General features: G+C 59.9%; 15 protein-coding genes and 1 pseudogene. 12 read left to right on the forward strand and 4 right to left on the reverse strand.

What is annotated here, in order from left to right; all coding sequences use genetic code 11:
• Positions 1-110 precede the first annotated feature (110 nt).
• Genes queC through queE form a run of 3 tightly spaced genes read left to right on the forward strand, consistent with a single transcriptional unit; the run spans position 111 to position 1,896 of the window.
• Positions 111-809, forward strand: a complete 699-nt coding sequence (gene queC, locus NKI54_RS24370) for a 7-cyano-7-deazaguanine synthase QueC (protein WP_352692550.1) — start codon at positions 111-113, stop codon at positions 807-809.
• On the forward strand, positions 809-1,165 hold the full coding sequence (gene queD / locus NKI54_RS24375) for a 6-carboxytetrahydropterin synthase QueD (protein WP_023679623.1): 357 nt from the start codon (positions 809-811) through the stop codon (positions 1,163-1,165). Before queC ends, queD begins: the two co-directional genes overlap by 1 nt.
• Entirely contained in the window at positions 1,162-1,896 is a 735-nt protein-coding gene (queE, locus tag NKI54_RS24380) for a 7-carboxy-7-deazaguanine synthase QueE (protein WP_023679624.1), read from the forward strand. The genes queD and queE overlap by 4 nt, the downstream gene beginning before the upstream one ends.
• A 554-nt stretch (positions 1,897-2,450) precedes the next feature.
• Here the strand turns inward: queE and hemN are convergent.
• Positions 2,451-3,800, reverse strand: coding sequence for an oxygen-independent coproporphyrinogen III oxidase (gene hemN / locus NKI54_RS24385; RefSeq protein ID WP_352692551.1), 1,350 nt, complete (start codon positions 3,798-3,800; stop codon positions 2,451-2,453).
• 155 nt (positions 3,801-3,955) lie between these two features.
• Here hemN and NKI54_RS24390 point away from each other — a divergent pair, with 155 nt between their 5' ends.
• From NKI54_RS24390 to ccoS, 9 genes and pseudogenes are all read left to right on the forward strand, one after another.
• Positions 3,956-4,702, forward strand: a complete 747-nt coding sequence (locus NKI54_RS24390) for a Crp/Fnr family transcriptional regulator (RefSeq protein WP_352692552.1) — start codon at positions 3,956-3,958, stop codon at positions 4,700-4,702.
• A gap of 604 nt (positions 4,703-5,306) precedes the next feature.
• On the forward strand, positions 5,307-6,938 hold the full coding sequence (gene ccoN, locus NKI54_RS24395) for a cytochrome-c oxidase, cbb3-type subunit I (protein ID WP_352692554.1): 1,632 nt from the start codon (positions 5,307-5,309) through the stop codon (positions 6,936-6,938).
• On the forward strand, positions 6,929-7,660 hold the full coding sequence (ccoO, locus tag NKI54_RS24400; RefSeq protein WP_352692555.1) for a cytochrome-c oxidase, cbb3-type subunit II: 732 nt from the start codon (positions 6,929-6,931) through the stop codon (positions 7,658-7,660). The genes ccoN and ccoO overlap by 10 nt, the downstream gene beginning before the upstream one ends.
• 12 nt (positions 7,661-7,672) lie before the next feature.
• Positions 7,673-7,822 (forward strand): cbb3-type cytochrome c oxidase subunit 3, encoded by a 150-nt coding sequence (locus NKI54_RS24405; protein ID WP_352692556.1) that lies wholly within the window; start codon positions 7,673-7,675, stop codon positions 7,820-7,822.
• A gap of 2 nt (positions 7,823-7,824) precedes the next feature.
• Complete coding sequence (ccoP, locus tag NKI54_RS24410) at positions 7,825-8,688, forward strand: cytochrome-c oxidase, cbb3-type subunit III (protein ID WP_352572082.1); 864 nt, start codon at positions 7,825-7,827, stop codon at positions 8,686-8,688.
• 132 nt (positions 8,689-8,820) lie between these two features.
• Positions 8,821-10,380 (forward strand): cytochrome c oxidase accessory protein CcoG, encoded by a 1,560-nt coding sequence (gene ccoG, locus NKI54_RS24415; protein ID WP_352692557.1) that lies wholly within the window; start codon positions 8,821-8,823, stop codon positions 10,378-10,380.
• Positions 10,377-10,874: a FixH family protein gene (locus tag NKI54_RS24420; protein ID WP_352692558.1), complete on the forward strand. Its 498-nt coding sequence runs from the start codon at positions 10,377-10,379 to the stop codon at positions 10,872-10,874. The genes ccoG and NKI54_RS24420 overlap by 4 nt, the downstream gene beginning before the upstream one ends.
• Positions 10,871-13,145 (forward strand): annotated as a pseudogene (locus tag NKI54_RS24425) (heavy metal translocating P-type ATPase). Before NKI54_RS24420 ends, NKI54_RS24425 begins: the two are co-directional and overlap by 4 nt.
• Entirely contained in the window at positions 13,142-13,294 is a 153-nt protein-coding gene (ccoS, locus tag NKI54_RS24430) for a cbb3-type cytochrome oxidase assembly protein CcoS (RefSeq protein ID WP_352649465.1), read from the forward strand. Before NKI54_RS24425 ends, ccoS begins: the two are co-directional and overlap by 4 nt.
• 621 nt (positions 13,295-13,915) lie before the next feature.
• Here the strand turns inward: ccoS and NKI54_RS24435 are convergent.
• From NKI54_RS24435 to NKI54_RS24445, 3 genes are read right to left on the reverse strand one after another with little or no spacing between them, the layout of a single operon-like run.
• On the reverse strand, positions 13,916-15,385 hold the full coding sequence (locus tag NKI54_RS24435) for a hypothetical protein (protein WP_352692559.1): 1,470 nt from the start codon (positions 15,383-15,385) through the stop codon (positions 13,916-13,918).
• Complete coding sequence (locus tag NKI54_RS24440) at positions 15,373-18,438, reverse strand: hypothetical protein (RefSeq protein ID WP_352692560.1); 3,066 nt, start codon at positions 18,436-18,438, stop codon at positions 15,373-15,375. The genes NKI54_RS24435 and NKI54_RS24440 overlap by 13 nt, the downstream gene beginning before the upstream one ends.
• Positions 18,431-19,558 (reverse strand): ATP-binding protein, encoded by a 1,128-nt coding sequence (locus NKI54_RS24445; RefSeq protein ID WP_352692561.1) that lies wholly within the window; start codon positions 19,556-19,558, stop codon positions 18,431-18,433. Before NKI54_RS24445 ends, NKI54_RS24440 begins: the two co-directional genes overlap by 8 nt.
• Positions 19,559-19,736: the final 178 nt, after the last annotated feature.

Raw genomic sequence — 19,736 nt, forward strand, 5'->3', positions numbered from 1 at the left:
AGCGCATGAAACTCGTCCCCCGTTCACTTCACAAAATGGATTTCCTGAAGTACTGGGAGCGCAGAGAAATCTCCGGTCGCAGCCTACCCGGTTAAAACAAGGACCCAACAATGAAGACTCTCGTCGTCTGCTCCGGCGGATTGGACTCCGTCGCCCTTGCTCACAAGGTGGCAGCGGAGCACGAACTCGCCGGCCTCTTATCTTTCGATTACGGCCAACGGCATAGGAAGGAATTGGGCTTCGCCGCCCTTTGTGCGGAGCGACTGAGCGTCCCGCACCGCATCATCGACATCCACGAGATCGGCGGCGGCCTTTCCGGCTCCGCGCTGACCGATAATGTGGACGTGCCCGACGGGCACTACGCCGAAGACACGATGAAGGTCACGGTGGTGCCGAACCGGAACGCCATCATGTTGGCCATTGCCTTCGGCTTCGCCGCAGCGCACGACGCTGACGCGGTGGCGACGGCCGTGCATGGTGGGGATCATTTCATTTATCCCGACTGCCGTCCGGCCTTCATCGACGCTTTCCAGATGATGCAGGACCACGCGCTCGACGGCTACGCGAAGATTCGCATTTATGCACCCTATGTGAATCTCACGAAGGCGGACATTGTTAGGAATGGAGCAGCATACGGCACGCCATTTGCGCAGACCTGGTCCTGCTACAAGGGCGCCGAGCGTCACTGCGGGAGGTGCGGGACCTGTGTCGAGCGGCGCGAGGCGTTTCATCTCTCTGGGCAGCCGGACCCCACCGACTACGAGGACTCCGACTTCTGGCTCGATGCGCTGCGAAGGAGGACCGCGTAATGTTCCGCATCACCAAGGAATTCCACTTCTCAGCCTCGCATCAGCTCACCTCGTTGCCACCCGATCACCAATGCGCGCGCCTGCACGGGCATAACTACATCGTTGAAGTGGAGCTTTCAGCGAATGGACTGAACGAGAACGGCTTCGTGCGCGACTATCACGATTTGGCGCCATTCAAACGCTACATCGACGAGAGCTTCGACCACCGACATCTCAACGACGTGCTGGGACATGAGCAAGTCACGGCGGAATATCTGGCCAGACATTTTTATGAATGGTGCAAGGCACGCCTGCCCGAAACCTCGGCCGTGCGGGTGAGCGAAACGCCGAAAACCTGGGCGGAATACCGGCCATGACCGATACGCATCCCGCAATCCGCGTGAGTGAGATTTTCGGGCCGACGATCCAGGGCGAGGGCGTGCTCATCGGTTTGCCGACCGTCTTCGTCAGAACCGGCGGGTGTGACTATCGCTGTTCCTGGTGCGACAGCCTGCATGCGGTGGACAATCAATTCCGCCATGAATGGGAGATGATGTCCATTGGCGCGGTGTGGCAAAACGTGCTTGCGCTTTCCGGTGGCCGCCCGCTGATGGTGTCGCTGTCAGGCGGCAATCCGGCCATCCAGCCGCTCGCCGCGCTCATCGAGCGAGGCCATGGTGAAGGTTACCGTTTTGCGCTGGAAACCCAAGGTTCGGTGGCCAGGGACTGGTTTGCCGACCTTGACGTGCTAGTCCTCAGCCCAAAGCCGCCGTCAAGCCAAATGACGACCGATTGGGCCGCTTTCGAGGCGTGCCTCCAGGCGGCACAAGGCAGGCCGCAAGTCGTGCTCAAGCTCATTGTTTTCGACGAAAGGGACTACGCCTACGCGAAAGACGCCGCTGCGAGATTTCCGCGACTTCCGATCTATCTGCAACCCGGCAATCACACGCCGCCACGCCCCGCAAATGAAGACGCGCCTGTCGACCTTGACGGAATATTGAAGCGCATGGAGTGGCTGGTTGATAGCGTGACCCGCGACAGGTGGTTCGAAGCCCGTGTGCTGCCGCAGCTGCACGTTATGCTCTGGGGTAACAAGAGAGCCGTCTAGCCTAGGCCCGCTTTTCACTGAAACTGCGCCGGCAGATATTCGGGTGGACGGGTTGTCCCACGCTTGACGGCGCTGCCGGGGTGCTTGCGGACTTCTGCCACCGGCACCAAGAGCGTGGCCAGCCGCTTACGATTCGGATTGTTGCCGAGGCTCGGTTTCGACGGGCGTCGGCCTGGCGCGAACCAATCAAAGGTTAGCGCGAGCCACGGGTGGATAGTATGGTGGTGCGATGCGGCGGCGCCTGCTGCAGCTGGCACGGTCCTTGCGGATTCTTGTTGCAAGGCCGAAGGGAGCTGTCGGCCGACAACCATGATCTGGCCAGGACGATTGTCGACTGCTTCCGATACAGAAAAGAGGCCGGACTCGACGTGGCGCTTCAGGGACTGCGAAATGGAATACGGCGCCGGAAGGCACGACCGGACGATATCGTCGCTATGCCAAGACGCGTCTGGTCCGCTCTCTTGTCTCGACACGACGGTCGCCGATCAACAGTGAAAAACGTAGCGCAATCGGTTCACGATCGACTGAGAACCATGACCGTTCCTCTGCGGTGCTCAGACTGCCGCTGAGTGCCTGGCCGTTCCACTTTCGAAATATTTGTCGAACTTTGCCGCGATGCTCCTGACAAAGGGCCGGCTTTCCGCAGGCACGACGAAGCGGTCACCATCAAGTTCAAGCAACCGCGCAGGATCTTGGAGGGCCGTGGAACTCGCTCGGACGAGAAGTCTTTGGCCGGCTTCGCCAAAGCGCTCCACCAGTACGATCGCCGAGAAGCCGAAGTCACACATCAGCCGCTCGATGATCCAGCCGCGAACACGGTCGTCTTCGGAAAGCGCAATGCCGCGGACCGCAGCCAGCCCGCCGTTCTCGACCATGCGCCCATACTCGGCGGTCGAAGGCATGTTCTGTGCATAGCCTTGCCGAAACTGGCTGATGGACGATGGGCCGAGGCCGATCAATGTCTCGTAGCGGTCCTCGGTGTAGCCTTGGAAGTTCCGGTGCAAAGTCCCGGCGCGGGCCGCAAGCGCCAGCGCATCGCCCGGCTTGGCGAAATGATCGAGCCCGATTGCTTCGTATCCCTGGTCCATGATCGCCCGCGCTGCCAATTGCGATTGGGCAAACCGCTCCGCCGGACCCGGCAACCAGGCCTCGTCGATCATCGTCTGATGTTTCTTGAACCACGGCACATGGGCGTAGCCAAAAAGCGCGATCCGATCCGGTTCCAGGGTCAGTGCCTGTGCAACCGTGGAGACGACGCTCTCCCTGGTCTGATGCGGCAGGCCGTAGAGCAGATCGAGATTGACGGATTCGACGCCACGCGAACGGACGCCATCAACAACCGTCTTGGTCTGCAGAAAGCTCTGCTCGCGGTTGATCGCTGTCTGCACCTTCGGGTCGAAATCCTGGACGCCGAGGCTCGCCCTTGTCATGCCGATTTCGGCGAGTGCCTCGAGGCGGGCATCGTCCATATCATTGGGTTCGATTTCGACGCTGATCTTTGCACCGGGGAGAAACGTGAAGCTGTTGCGCAGGACGGTTCCCAGCGCCACGATATCTTCCGGTTTGAGCATCGTCGGCGAACCGCCGCCGAAATGAACCGCGCGAACTCGGCCCTTGCCGGTGACAAGGCCGCCAATAGTCGCGATCTCCGCATACAGCGAGCGCAGATAAGCGGCCACTGGTTCGTAGTGGCGTGTCTGCTTGGTATGGCAAGCGCAGAACCAGCAAAGCTTGTCGCAATACGGGATGTGCAGATAGAGCGAGATCTCATCGCCGTCGTCGAGCGCCTGCAGCCAGCCTCGACAAACGGCAGCATCGACGCTTGAATTGAAATGCGGCGCGGTCGGATAACTGGTATAGCGCGGGACGTTCTCGCCAAGTCTGGCAGCTAGCTCCAGTCGCATGTCGTGGTCCCACCGTGTTTGCGTCGCCGGCACTGTGGATGCTTGGATGAGCCTAAGCCCTGATTTCGATCAACCTTCAGCACGGACAAACTGCCGCAAGGATTTTTCTACCGTCGATTGCTATCCTGCCCGCACTGGACCGGTAGAGCAATCGAATGACATTACGGCAGGACATTCATAGTTCCGGCATTCCCGTTCTTTGCCTGTCTTGCGAGGCACGGCACCACGGTGTCTGTGGTGCGCTCGAACCAGACCATTTGGCTCAGCTCGCCAAGACGTCGTCGCGGCACAATATCGAGCCGGGGGTCGAACTGATCGGCGACGCCGAGGCGGTCGACTGTTATTCAAACGTGCTTTCAGGCGTGGTGAAGCTCACGAAGAGCCTTTCGGACGGCCGCCAGCAGATCGTCGGTCTCCAGTTCGCGCCGGACTTTCTGGGACGGCCCTTCAAGATGAAAAGCGCGATCAATGCGGAAGCGGCAACAGCTGTCTCGCTATGCTCGTTTCCGAGAGCGGCCATCGAACGGATGATGAAGGAATCACCGGAATTTGTGCATCGCCTGCTCAAGCAGGCGCTGAACGAACTCGACGAGGCACGCGAATGGATGGTGACTCTGGGGCGCAAGACCGCACCGGAGAAGGTGGCGAGCTTTCTCCTCATGATCGCCCGGAACATCGGTTCCAGTGTTGACCCGGCGGCTAGGTCGGCGTGCTTCGAGCTGCCGATGACGCGTGCCGACATCTCTGATTTCCTTGGAATTACAAACGAGACTGTGAGCCGTCAGCTGACCAGCCTGAGAATGGACGGCGTGATTCGGATCGAGAACAACCGCCGTGTCACCGTGGACAGCATGAGCCGGCTGGAACGGCGCTGCGGCGGCCGAGGCGCAACCGCCCTTTGAATGACACCGAAGCTGCATGGCCTACGTCACTTACTTCGTTCGGGGCAGGGCATGCTCGCGTTGGGCTTAGAAGAAGTCGCATAGCGATAGCCCGCTCTCCATCCGATCGCATGAGCCAGGTGCGTTTCGGCCAACTCGTCGGCGAAGCATCCATCCTCGAGGTGCTCGACGTGCAACCGGCTGTTCCAGGCAGGATCGCACTCGGCCGAAGTCAATACGCCTCATACGCAGGGGAAAATCGCCGTTCCCCCGAACCATGAATGTCACGAAGGCAGCGCAACGCTGGCGCTGGCTGTCCCAAGGCATTGAAACGATCGACGTTCGGCAAGGCATCGGCCTACTTTCCAGCGTCACAGAAGGCGCGCTTCCCACACGCCCGCGATCGCCTCCATACCCGGCCAGACTGGGGACGCCGGGCCTGTCCATAAGCGTGGCGGCCGGTGCTGCGCTTCCACATTCGATCGCCACAGTCTGATCGCACCGAACTCGATGCTGCTCGAAGCAAAATCGTGCGGCTCTGACATGGATCAGGGCGAGCAGGCCACGGCTGCGCAATAAGGCACTGCGGTTTGGCGCCCGCCGGAATTGGAAATCGGGGCTTGCGATGAAATTCGGCACAGAGATCGTCCTTCTAAGCCTGTTTGCGTTTGCGGCCCTGCTGGCTGCCGGCTTCGGCGTAGATGAACCTTTTCGCCGGCATATGTGGGTTTTGTTCTTCGCCGTGGCTGGCTTCACTGCGATTCTGTTGCGCAACACGGAGTTCAAGCCGGCAGTTCCGATCGACCCCGCCGCTTACATGGATGGGCCGATCCGCTACGGTGCCATCGCCACCATGTTCTGGGGCGTCGTCGGCATGCTGGTCGGCGTGGTCATCGCCCTGCAGCTCGCCTACCCCGATCTCAACATCCAGCCCTGGTTCAATTTCGGCCGACTGCGGCCTTTGCATACTTCCGGCGTGGTTTTTGCCTTCGGCGGCAATGCACTCATCTGCACGTCACTTTATGTCGTGCAGCGGACCTGTCGTGCCAGGCTGTTCGGCGGCGATCTCGCCTGGTTCGTGTTCTGGGGCTACCAGCTCTTCATCGTCATGGCCGCGACCGGCTACCTGCTCGGCATCACCGAGAGCCGCGAATATGCCGAGCCCGAATGGTATGTGGACATCTGGCTGACCATCGTCTGGGTCGCCTATCTCATCCTGTTCCTCGGCACGATCCTGAAGCGCAAGGAGCCGCACATCTACGTCGCCAACTGGTTTTACCTCTCCTTCATCGTGACCATCGCGATGTTGCATGTGATCAACAACCTGTCGGTGCCGGTCTCCTTCCTGGGCTCCAAGAGCTATTCAGCCTTCTCCGGCGTACAGGACGCCCTGACGCAATGGTGGTACGGCCACAATGCCGTCGGCTTCTTCCTCACCGCCGGCTTCCTCGGGATGATGTATTATTTCGTGCCCAAGCAGGCCAACCGACCGGTCTATTCCTACCGGCTGTCGATCATCCACTTCTGGGCTTTGATCTTTCTCTACATCTGGGCCGGTCCGCACCACCTCCACTACACCGCCCTGCCGGACTGGGCCCAGACGCTCGGCATGGTGTTCTCGATCATGCTGTGGATGCCGTCATGGGGCGGCATGATAAACGGCCTGATGACGCTCTCGGGCGCCTGGGACAAGCTGCGCACCGACCCGATCATCCGTATGATGGTCATGGCCATCGCCTTCTACGGAATGTCGACCTTCGAAGGCCCGATGATGTCAATCAAGGCCGTCAACTCGCTCTCGCACTACACCGACTGGACCATCGGTCACGTCCATTCGGGCGCGCTCGGATGGGTCGGCATGATCTCGTTCGGCGCGATCTATTTCATGGTCCCGAAGTTATGGAACCGCGACCGGCTTTATTCGCTGCGGCTCGTCAACTGGCACTTCTGGCTGGCGACGCTTGGGATCGTCGTTTACGCTGCGGTGATGTGGGTCTCCGGCGTCATGCAGGGCCTTATGTGGCGCGAATACAACGAGCAGGGCTTCCTGGTCTACTCCTTCGCCGAAACCGTCGCCGCCATGCATCCCTACTACATCATGCGTGCCATCGGCGGCGCGATGTATCTGTCGGGCGCCCTCATCATGGCCTGGAACATCGCCATGACCATCCTCGGCTACCGGCGCGAGGAGGATCCGATGCCGCGCTCCATCCCCGCCCTCCAGCCTGTGCGATCAGGAGCCAGAAAATGGGCCTGATGGAGAGACACGCGGTCATCGAGAAGAACGCCACACTTCTTCTCCTCGGGTCCCTGCTGGTCGTAACAATCGGCGGCATCGTCGAGATCGCACCGCTCTTCTATCTCGACAACACGATCGAGAAGGTTGAAGGCATGCGCCCTTACTCGCCACTCGAACTGGTGGGGCGCAACATCTATGTGCGCGAGGGCTGCTACCTCTGCCACAGCCAGATGATCCGGCCGTTCCGTGACGAGGTCGAGCGCTATGGGCATTACAGCCTGGCGGCCGAGTCGATGTACGACCACCCGTTCCAGTGGGGCTCGAAGCGCACCGGGCCGGATCTCGCCCGGGTCGGCGACCGCTACTCGAACGGATGGCACGTCCAGCATCTCACCGAGCCGCGTTCGGTGGTGCCGGAATCGATCATGCCGAGCTACGCGTTCCTGAAGGACATGCCCATCGAGGTGAAGGATTTCTCGACGCATCTGGTCGCCAACAGCCGTGTCGGTGTCCCCTACGGCGACGACATGATCGCACACGCCAGCGCCGACTTGATGGCGCAGGCTGATCCCAACGCCGACACATCCGGCCTCGAAGCCCGCTACCCCAAAGCCAAGATCGGCGACTTCGACGGCAACCCGCAACAGGTCACCGAAATGGACGCCCTCGTCGCCTATTTGCAGATGCTCGGCACGCTGGTCGATTTCAAGAACTACGACGAAGCCGCCGGCTACCGCTGAGGAGTTTTATCCATGGATTACAATTTGATGCGGGAGTTTGCCGACAGCTGGGGTCTGGTCGCCATGGCGCTTTTCTTCCTCGGATGCGTTGCCTTTGCACTTCGTCCCGGCAGCCGAAGGCAAGCCGAGAGAGCCGCTCACATTCCTCTCAAGGACGACTGATCATGGGCAGCGAGCATATCGACGAGGTTTCGGGCATCTCGACGACCGGCCATGAGTGGGACGGCATCAAGGAACTCAACAACCCGCTTCCGCGCTGGTGGGTCATCACCTTCTACATCACCATTGCCTGGGCGATCGGCTACACCGTCGTCTATCCGGCATGGCCGATGCTGACTTCCGCGACCAGGGGTGTGCTGGGGTATTCGAGCCGCAAAGATGTCAAGAATGAACTGGCGGCGGCCGAAGTGGCCAAAGGCAAATATGTCGCTGCCATTCAGGCGAAGACCGTCTCCGAGATTACTGCCGACGATACACTACGCGAATTCGCCGTCGCCGCAGGTGGCGCCGCGTTCAAGGTCAATTGCGTGCAGTGCCATGGCTCGGGCGCTCAAGGGTCCAAGGGTTTTCCCAACCTAAACGACGACGATTGGCTGTGGGGTGGCAACGCCGAACAGATCCAGCAGACGATTGCGCACGGCATCCGCTTCGCATCAGACCCGGATACGCGCCTGTCGGAAATGCCTGCTTTTGGCGACATCATCACGACGGATCAGATCAAGCAGGTCGGCGCCTATGTCGCAAGCCTCTCCGATCCTGTTCAGGACACAAGCCTGATCGAACTCGGCGCCAATGTTTTCGCCGAGAATTGTGCGGCCTGTCATGGTGAGAATGCAAAGGGCAACAGGGAGCTCGGCGCACCCGACCTGACCGACGCGATCTGGCTTTACGGGTCTGGCGAAACAGCCATCGCCGCGCAGGTCCGCGCCCCGAGGCATGGCGTCATGCCGGCCTGGATCGGGCGTCTCGGCGAGATCAAGGTCAAGGAACTCGCGGTCTATGTCCATTCGCTTGGCGGCGGAGAATAGGAACGCAAGCCTATTCTCGTCCTCCCCCCAACCGCCAAGCGACGAGGCCCGGCGCGAGCCGGGCCTCGGCATCATCCAGAAACCGATGGGTCGGGCTTCCGGCGAAATCGTCGCTGGTGACTGGAGCTTCTCGTGCTCGATAACACGCAAATAGAACGGCTCGAAGCCGATGCGGTCAACTCCGCCAAGACCCGTCAGCCGCTCTATGCCGGACGCAAGAAGATCTTCCCGAACCGGGCCTCTGGCAGTTTCCGCCGCTTCAAGTGGTCGGTGATGGCAATCACGCTGGGGATCTACTACCTGACCCCCTGGCTGCGGTGGGATCGCGGGCCATTTGCCCCTGACCAGGCCGTGCTGGTCGATCTTGCCAACCGCCGCTTCTACTTCTTCTTCATCGAGATATGGCCGCAGGAATTCTACTACGTCGCCGGCCTGCTGGTCATGGCCGGTGTCGGCCTTTTCCTGATCACATCCACCGTCGGCCGGGCCTGGTGCGGCTATACGTGCCCGCAGACCGTGTGGGTCGATCTGTTTCTGGTCGTCGAGCGAGCCATCGAGGGCGACCGCAACGCGCGCATCAAGCTCGATGCCGGTCCCTGGACTGCGCGCAAACTCGTGCTGCGAACATCGAAACACGCCATTTGGCTGGTCATAGGGGTGCTGACCGGCGGCGCCTGGATTTTCTATTTCGCCGATGCGCCGACGCTGCTTGGGGAACTCTTCACCGGCACCGCCGCCCCCGTCGCCTACATCACCGTGTCCGTGCTGACGGCGACGACCTATACGTTCGGCGGGCTGATGCGCGAGCAGGTCTGCACCTACATGTGCCCATGGCCGCGCATCCAGGCGGCCATGCTCGACGAGAATTCCCTCACCGTCACCTATAATGACTGGCGCGGCGAACCGCGCTCGCGTCACGCCAAGAGGGTCCTTGCCGCCGGGCAGCCCGTCGGCGACTGCGTCGACTGCAATGCCTGTGTCGCGGTGTGCCCGATGGGGATCGACATTCGTGATGGCCAGCAGCTTGAATGCATCACCTGCGCGCTCTGCATCGATACCTGTGACGGTATCATGGACAAGCTCGGCAGGGAGCGCGGACTGATTTCCTATGCGACGCTGGCCGACTACAACGCCAACATGATGTTGGCGACCCCGGGCGGCTCCGGTTCAGTCAACCCGTCACTGGTCAGGAGCGCTGACGGCCTGTTCTCCGACAAGGTGGTCCGTTTCCATATCCGCAAGATCTTTCGACCGCGCACCTTCGTCTACATGGGCGCCTGGTCGGCGGTCGGTCTCGCGCTGCTCTATTCGCTGCTGACCCGCGAACGGCTCGAATTGAATGTCCTGCACGATCGCAACCCGCAGTTCGTGACGCTGTCCGACGGTTCGATCCGCAACGGCTACATCGTCAAGCTGCTCAACATGATCCCCGAACCAAGAACGATCATTGTCACGATGCAGGGCCTGCATGGAGCCGAAATGAGCGTTGTCGGCATCGACCTGCCGGCGGATCGCTCCTTCGCCATCCCGGTCGAACCCGACCGGCTGAAGATGCTCAAGGTTTTCGTGCGTCAGCCGGCAGATCAGGTTCGGGGTGCAGCGCAAAGCTTCAAGTTCCGGGTCGAAAACAAGGCAACGTTCGAGTCGGACGAATACACGGCCACTTTCAACGCACCGGAGATCGCCAGATGAGCGACACCTCGCGACAATCCCGCGAATTCACCGGCAGGCATATGCTGTTCACCGTCCTTGGCTTCTTCGGCGTGGTCATAGCGGTCAATCTGACCATGGCGACGCTCGCCAACACGAGCTGGACCGGCCTTGTCGTCGAAAACACCTATGTGGCGAGCCAGCAATTCAACAAAAAGGCCGAGCAAGGGCGAACTCAGGCAGCCCTCGGCTGGACTGGCAAACTGACCATCGCAGGCGGTGAGGTCCGCTACAGTCTCACCGATGCTGACGGCAAGCCGGTTGCCTTGCGTGGCGTCAAGGTGCTGTTTCGTCATCCCGCCTACGAGGCCGAGGACAAATCCGTCACTCTTGCCGCTGCCTCCGGTCAGATATTCGCCGCGCACCACATTCCCAAGGATGGCGTCTGGATCGTCGAAATCGACGCCGATGCGAGCATTGCGAAACCCTATCGCGACCTTCGCCGGATCATGATTTCCCACGGGGCGCTGCAATGAGCTGCTGCGCGCCAGGCGCCGAAATGGCATTGGACCTGGAAAAGGTCACACTGATCCTGCCTTCTGGCAGGAAATCAGACTGGCGAGCCGCTCGATCGGCGAAAATCTTCGCCAGACCGACCTCTCGGTGCCGGCTGTGCATTGTGCCGCCTGCATCCAGACGATCGAGACGGCGATCGGCAAGCTGGATCGCGTCGAAGGCGCTCGTGTCAATCTTTCGACGAAACGTGTTTCGGTCCGGTGGCGCGGCGAGGAGGTTCCGCCATTCGTCGCCACACTTGGACGGCTGGGCTATGGCGCGCACCTGTTCGATCCCGAGGCTGACGGGAAGGACAAGACGCTCTCGGAACTGATCCGCGCCGTCGCGGTCGCCGGCTTTGCGGCGGGCAACATCATGCTGCTATCAGTCTCCGTCTGGTCCGGCGCGCAAGGCGCGACCCGCGACCTGTTCCATTGGGTCTCGGCCTTGATTGCCATTCCTGTGCTCGCTTTCGCCGGCGGCATCTATTTTCGCTCGGCCTGGAATGCGCTGCGCCACAGCCGCATGAACATGGACGTGCCGATCGCGGTCGGGGTATCGCTCGCTTACGCCATGAGCCTCTACGAGACGATCAACCATGGCGACCATGCTTATTTCGACGCGTCGGTGTCGCTGCTGTTCTTTCTGCTGATCGGCCGCACGCTGGATCACGTGATGCGGGAACGGGCACGGACGGCCGTAAACGGACTGGCTCGGCTGGCGGCGCGCGGCGCCATGGTGCTGCGCGAGGATGGTTCGCGCGACTACTTGCCGGTTGGCGAGATCGAACCGGGAATGGAGCTCTTGATCGCGGCTGGCGAGAGGGTGCCCATCGACGGCAGGATCATTGGCGGGGCGTCGGATCTCGACTGTTCCCTGGTTTCCGGGGAAAGCACGCCCAGAACGGTGGGCCCGGGGGCGCAGGTCCAGGCCGGTACACTCAATCTCACCGGTCCGCTGACCATCGAGGCGACGGCCGCCGCGAAGGAATCCTTCCTGGCCGAAATGATTCGACTGATGGAAGCGGCAGAGGGCGGCCGCGCCCGCCATCGCAGGATCGCCGATCGCGTCTCCGCGCTCTACGCCCCCGTGGTCCACCTCACCGCCTTTGTGACGTTCCTCGGCTGGATGGCGGCGACCGGCGACTGGCACCGGGCAATAACAATCGCGATCGCCGTTTTGATCATTACATGCCCGTGTGCGCTCGGTCTCGCCGTGCCGATCGTGCAGGTGGTCGCTGCGCGGCGGCTGTTTGAAAGCGGCGTCATGATCAGGGACGGCTCCGCCATGGAGCGCCTGGCGGGGATCGACACGGCATTGTTCGACAAAACCGGCACGCTTACGCTCGGACTGCCCAGGCTGATCAATGCGCCGTCCATCGATGCGACGATGCTCGCTATGGCGGCCGAGATGGCAGCGCATTCCCGCCATCCCTTTTCGAAGGCAATCGCTGGCAATACAGCCTTTGCCGGCCAGCCGAAACTCGCGTCCGTCGGCGAGCATCCGGGCTTCGGCATCGAAGCCATCGCCGAGGGCAGTACCTGGCGGCTGGGTCGCCGCGGATGGGGTGAGTGGAAAGCCCGGACCGGCGGCGAAGGCAAACAAGGCTATGGCGGAACCGTTCTGACGAAGGACGGGGTCATTGTCGCGACTTTCGATTTCGAGGATGAGCTGCGTGCCGATGCCAAGGCGGCCCTCGAACTCTTGAACAGCGCCGGCGTGTCGGTGGAGATGCTGTCGGGCGACACAGAAGCTGCCTGCGGCGAAGTCGCGGAAGCGCTGGGCGTCGAGCGCTTCGTTCCCGCGTTGCTTCCCTCCGGGAAGGTCGAACACATCGAAGCATTGACGCGAACTGGCCACAAGGTGCTGATGGTCGGCGATGGGCTCAACGACACGCCTGCATTGGGCGCCGCACACGTTTCGATCGCTCCGGCCACGGTCGCAACGCCGCGGGTTTCGTGTTCCTGCGTAAAAGTCTTCTGGCGGTCCCACTTGCTTTAGACATTTCGCGGAAGGCCGGACGGCTGATCCGGCAGAACATCGCCATCGCGATCGTTTACAATGGCATCGCCGTGCCGGTCGCCATTCTGGGGCACGTTACGCCACTGATCGCGGCGGTCGCGATGTCCGCCTCGTCCCTCCTGGTCATCGGCAATGCGCTACGCCTGCAAGGTTTCGTGTCAAATGCATCGGTGCAAAATGCCCGACATGACAGGCGCTCCGACATTGGCGCACTGGCACAATCCTCATGACGACGCTCGCCTACCTCATACCTGTGGCCCTGTTCCTCGGAGCGCTTGGGCTGGCCGGATTCCTGTGGGCCTTGAGGAGCGGCCAATATGAGGATCTCAATGGCGCCGCCGAGCGGATCCTGATCGACCGCGACGAGCCACGCAGCTGACCCAGCCTGCCCTGCGAGGACTCGCTCGAATATTTTCCGCGGTTGCTTCGCGTCAGGCCGATTTCGGCGCGCGACTGGTGCGAACGGATCAGCCAGAATACGTTGCCGAACTTTCGGCCAGGAAAGGGCCGCACCGAACAGGAAGCCGGCCATTCCATGATGGATGGGGCAGAAATATAAGTATAATCAGCTAGTTCCCAGATGTTGTGTGCTAAATCGCACACGAAAGTTCTGCTTCCCTTCTTTTTTCGTTCCCACGACGGAGCCGCCGACAGCTCTTTTCGGACGCTCTTCTGCCGACGATATTGACCGCCCCATTGCGTATGTTCGCCGGGATATCCGTGCACCCCATTGTCCGCCGCGGCGTCCAGTCTGCCTGGGGTTCTTGGAAGCTTTTCGAACTTTCTGGGTCGCGCCTCAGCCCGAATTGCGGGTGCTTATGGACAAAGTGGGACGCTAGATTCGATTTTGCAAATTGGAAGGCGGCGACTTATGGCGCACGCTCTTCCAAGTTTTTTACGTTCTGAATGGCAGCTTTTGCCACTCCAAGCGGTCGTCGTATCCAGGTCGGCGGATATCAAATTTGAGAAAGTAGCATCACCGAGTGAGGGTGCTAGCCAGTTAAGGCCCTAGCTCGTTGGTGTCGAGAAAGAAAGTTAGCTGTTCGCGAGGCTTGAGATCACCGTAGATGCGTTCTCCTTCCAAAGCTGAAAGCCGTACGAACCACCCCAGCCGAGCCTCAAAGCGTTGAAGTGTCTTCTTAAGAAGCCGCCGGTTGATGCAAGATACTACGCCGACTCGCGTCGCACCCTTTTTGGGCACAAGTGGCGTCCAGTCATCGTGCCAGAATGAGGTGGTTGCAACGACATCCTTGCCGATGAACAAGGCCAATCCCCGATCGTCTGCTGAGAGCCGCGGTGTCGAGTCGAAGCAGTAAGCGGCGGGTATTGCCATCCCAGCGCCAATGTATTCATCGTGCCAAAGACCGGACGGCATCGGTATCAGGTGCGTGCTCACAGGAGCGCACCATCCGACTTTTCCGTCAACGCGAACGTCCTCGAAGTCTCGAAAACTGATGTCGTCTCCCAGTCCAACGTCATGAGAAAAAACAAGTGTCTCGGGCAGGAAGGGGTCAAAATCCTCGGCCGGCTCGAAGTCCGCCGAACAGAGGTACGCGGTAGCGGAGACTGCCCCAAACTCGGCAATCTCTTTTGGCAAGGGAACGTCTAGCGAGACAGCAACCCGGGATTTCGACACGCCCGCTTTGACAAGCGCACGTCCAAGTTTTTGGAAGTCAGCGCTGGGGTCGTGGAGTTTCGCCGGGAAATCGGCCACCCATTTAGGCCGAGGCTGAGGTTCTACCTCAAACAAGCGGGGCACCGCCGGAAGCACGTCAAGGCAGTACTGGGTAGCCAACCGAACGGGCATATCCCACGCGGCAACGGCGTATGCAAGTACCCTAAGGTAGGCGGATCGGTATAGTTCCGACTGTCGCTGAAGAAACTGACCGTGAATTCCAGATCGAGCTAGAGCAAAGTCACCGAAATAGTAGGGATACTGCGTAAACAGAATGCCGGTCTCTTCGCGCATCACGTGCCATTCGTATGCCCACTGCCGCTTGAACGGCTTACCTGACTTGGCCTCGAGCTTTGAGAGGCTGTTCAGCAGAATTGGCGGCACATGCGCCGTCTTGTGCTGTTCAAAATATTCGCTCGGCTCGAAATATTCAGGCACATCGGGGCGTAGGCCCTCATCCCATCCTCCCAGGCTCCAGCCATAGGCCACTTCAAGCAGAATGTCCGACAGGATAGATGGCCGTTTCACACAGGCAGCAACGTCGCGGAGATTGGGTCTTGCGGTCTCATTCACGACGGTCAGCAACGAGAGCGCTGAGCAAACTTCCGATTCAAGATCGCGCGTAGCCATCCAATCAAGAAGCGCTCGCGTCGCCTTCTCCCGCGTGGATTCCTGTTCCAGAAGTCTCCTGATCGCCTTTGCCGTCCGCCACCTAACCATCTTCACTGGCCAGCTAAGCCGATCCATAAGCAACGATAGCGCAGATTCGGAAGTGTCGGTTGTCACTGGAACCATGGCGCCTCCAACGAGGGCAGATCACTGACCTCCTGCCTCAGGACCCGAACAAACGTCTCGGTCACATTGGCAGCTACTTCCTCCTGACCCACGAGGATCAGGAATCGAACCAAGTGCCGCTGGCCGATTGAGAAGCTTTCGCGACGCCTCCGCCAGTTTGCCGGTCCGGCGGTATCGCGAATGTAATCGAGCCACTTAGCGCCATAGTGCTTTGCCGCCAGCTTCAGTCGGTTCATGACCTCCTCTTCCGAGTGGTAGTAGCTTGCCCAACCGCTTCGGCAGGTGTGGCCTTTTACGAGCCAGCGATAGGCCTTAGCCTTCCCCTCGATGCGCAGACTTGCCAGGAAGGCATCATCCAGGATGTCGTCCGCATGAAATGTAGACCCGCCGTCTTCGAAATAGGCCTCGATAGATGCGAGTGCCTGCTTGCCTTCGCCGGCATCCGTCCAATGCCGAAGCCAGTCGCCCATAAACTCCTTGCGGTGCTCGTAGGGAAAATTGCCCGATACGACTTTTACCAACCCCGAAAAATCGGATGATCCCAGTCTGGTTGGATCCCGGCGCGGCTTGCGCGGCTTTTTCCTGGCTGTTCCTCGCCGTTCGTGCCGGTCCTCTGGCTTGCCACCGAGAAATGCTATTTGAGCGGCATGAATCGATGTTGCCACTGAACTTCTCTGAGCCTCCTTCTCGAGTTGGGATAGTGTGTGATGATCGAGATACGTCTCAGGCAGCGCGCGCTCAAACTCCGACTCAAATCCCTGCACGTGCGTGAATTGCTGCAAGTTCTCATCGGCGTATCGCCGCTCGTCATTGTCGAGATAGTGACGAAAGAACTGAGGGAGTCGATCGGGGTAGGTTTGCGCCACAACCTCTATCATTGCCGAGCGGGCGTAGCCCGTTTCATCGCCATCGGTGAACTCGGTAATCTCGTCGATAATCGGTACGAGGTCTTTGAGGAACGGGAGAGCTGGACGGGCGCCGGCCTGATGGACTTCCCTCACGGCATCGAGAACGTCGATCGCCCATAGGTCCTTGTGGTATCCGTATCCCATCAGGCATTCTGATGCCCGCACCATGAATTGGCGGCTGCCATCCAACTCGTAAAGGTCGCAGAACCGGGCCAGCTCGACCCATCGATCACATCGTTCGTGGAACTGGGTAACTGTAGCGGCCTCTTTCTCCGCAGCCTCCTTCACAAGAGTAGCCGCACCAGTGGCGTCAAGAATCGCCTTTTGGTTTTCTACGTTCTCCGCTAGCCATATTTCGTCCGACCAGTGGACCGACGCGCGCGCAATCTCGAGCGCTCCGCTACTGACGTTGGAGGTCGCGCCGTCTGCTGAGATAAGGTGAAGGTCGAGCGCAATCTTGAGAAGCGCTCGCCTGAAACTCGCGTAGAGTAAATATTCGTTCTCAGTGTTCGGCCCGTGCTTGAGCTCGGCCACGTCCGCCGCGCCGAGCCATGGTGCAGAAAAGCCGCCGAGTTCCCCACGCGAGACCTGCCTTGCAATCGTTTCGAGCGTGTTGATCGCGAGACGCATCCATCCGATGTCGGCGCGGGGCACGCCAGGGTACACGTACGAATGATCGCCTTCTGCTACTAGCGAAGTCGCAAGGGCGGAGAAGAACACATTTACGAAGAAGGCCTCCAATCCGGGGTCTCGTCCAAATCGATGGTCGTCGCGAAAAAGGTTCGGTGCAGCAACTGGAAGAAGCATCTCGTGAGAAACGGTCGGCCGGTGCAGGCGAAACCAACAGGCAGAGAGTGGCGCTATTGCTTCGTCCGGCGCAAGCAAACGGGTGGTCAAGTCCGCCCCGATGACGCAGCAGGTTCGCACGACCTCATCGTATATTGCGCGGCGAACGTCCTGCCACTTCTTGGCCTGAAGCTTGCCGTGAACAAAGATCAGTCCGTCGAGGTTGTCCGCGTTCCCAAGCCATTGAACAAAAAACCGGACCAATTCTTCGGGTTCTCGAAATCCCAGAACGAACCTCAATGCTCGTCCGACCGAGTCTCCACCGACATATGCCGCAGCCTTGACGAAGAGCCGTGCCAGCGCGATGAAGTCCTGTTCAGATTTGTGCCGCAGCTCGATCCATACGTTGATGCGCCTGGCCAACTCCTGCAATGCAGCAGTACCTAGCTCCTCCCTGAGGTCGGGCGGCGCTATCGTGGGGAGAAGCGAAACCTCGTTGCGAGGGAGATTCTGTATGTTGTCCGCGAGGTTGCGCAGTTGCTGCCAGTTCGAGGAAGCCTGAATGGCTGCCGCAACAAATGATGCGCTGTCCGAGACCTGAAATTCGGCGCCGTTTAAAACGCGGATCTTGAGCAACCTCAGTTCAACGGTCTTCGGCAGATCACCGTCATCAAAGGCCCTGCGTTCCGCCACACCCAAGATCGCAGCAATTTGGTGGTCAGGCCATCCTTCTGCGAGCGACTCGATAACCCAGGCGCGGGTTGCTTCTCGCATAAGGTCTTCGTACTGTCCCTGTCTTGCCTTGCTGAGCCAGAGCCAACCCCACCGCCAGAACGCCGGCGCTGCAGTTTCGAGCCAACTTGTAACTCGCGGCAACAGGGCCTGATATGCATCAGCATGATCTGATCTCTCGCGGACGTACGCGAAGATGCTCGAGTGGAACGGCACCATGCCAGACTCTCTCGGCTCAAGCAGAAAGTCGATTTCCTCGTAGCCACCGGCGCATTGACGAATTCCCGAGCTGGGCCAGTGGAATTGGGAGCCGGCTAGCATGTGAAGCGTATCTCGCGCCGCGGGCGTGAGCCCGGTCCACAAGCTTCCATAGTAGCTCCGGATGTCACCATCGGGGCACGGCGGTATCCGGTCAACGTCGTCACGGGAAATGGGCGCTCCGTTTCGGGTAACGCTCTCGAACGCGTAGATTAGGTGCAGCGGGTGGCCCTGTGATATCGAATAGAAACTGGAAACGATCTCAGACACTTGCTCGTCGCGCCGATCTCCCCGCTTGTGCCCCTTGAGGATGACCCTACCAGCGGCATCCTGAGCCTTTACCCAGGTGTGGACGGCGACCTCATCCATGGCTGGGATCTCGATCCAGTCCGATAGCTTCGCCTTGCGAACGAGCCTGTTGGGAAGCTGATTGTCGGGGTACTCGTTGGGTCCCGACTATCAAGCTAACGTTGTCCGCGAGCGGCAAGAGAGCGTTGAAGATATGGTTCAACTGGTCGGTCTTGGCGGTGTCGCGCCAGACATGGTCCAATCCGTCCATGACGATGTACAATCGCTTCGACTGGGCCTTAAGATGTTGGGCGGCCGCCGAAACGATGTGTTGAAGCTTATCGTACTCGTCACCGCTTCCTCTGGTCGCCTCCGAGTAGAGAACGAAGAGCTGGTTGATGAGCGAACCCGCGATAGCGACGAAGGACATTCGATCGGTTGTAGGATCGTCATCCGCTAGAAAGTAGTGGTGCCGAATGACCGGTACCCCCGATTTGCGAAGTACGTCAGTTAGGTAGCTCAGGTAGGTGCTTTTCCCACGGCCCGGCGTACCCCACACGATTGAGACTGGCGTTTTCGGATCGCTGATCCGCCGTGAAAATTCGGTATGGAAGGTGGTCGAGGGAACAGAATAGCCCACGGGGACGCGGAAGTCCTGTCGAATGGGCTCGGGGCGTCCCCGCGAAATGACTTGAGTGAGGTGCTCGTAAAGGATTCGGCCCGCTGGCTTCGGCTCCTTACGCCGCGTTGTCCATCGCCTGACACGTTCCCGAAGATAGAGCCAACCGCTCGCTTCCATGTCGGTCGGCACGAGCTGGTCACGAAGGTGGCTTTCATAGGCGTCGAAATTCCGTGCGCTGTGGACAAACTCGAACTTCCCGAAAAACGCCAGTGCCGCTTCTCGACCACCACACTCCTTCTCGAGCCGTAGCCTTGTGTCCCTGGGAACAAGGTCGAGCGATAGCAAAGTACCTTTCAGGCTCACGGCAACATCAGCGTCAGGGATGCGGTTAGTTCTAAGACTTGCGGAATGGATAGAACCTTGCTTGGCCACCTTCTTCATAGAGTTGGCCCACTTGCCGAGAAGGGAGGTCCCTCTGGGTTTCTTCTCGAGTAACCAATCCAAGGTGAGTGGATAGTCGATCTGGTCCACCGTAAACTTAACTTGGTAGTATTCCAGCGATCCATCGCTACGAGCCACGACGACATCGTCCAGCGAGCTGTCTGTCTTGTCAGCCTCAAGCTCAACCCAACTGTAAGACTTGGGGTCCCGATAGAAGCGAATTAGCGCCTCGATCCCTACGAGGTCTTGATACTCAAGCCCACGCGGGTGATCGTTGTTGGCTTGATCGTCGTGTTCGCCAAGGCCGCCGTCTTCT

The organism is Mesorhizobium sp. M0663, from assembly GCF_040320585.1.
GTDB lineage: Bacteria > Pseudomonadota > Alphaproteobacteria > Rhizobiales > Rhizobiaceae > Mesorhizobium.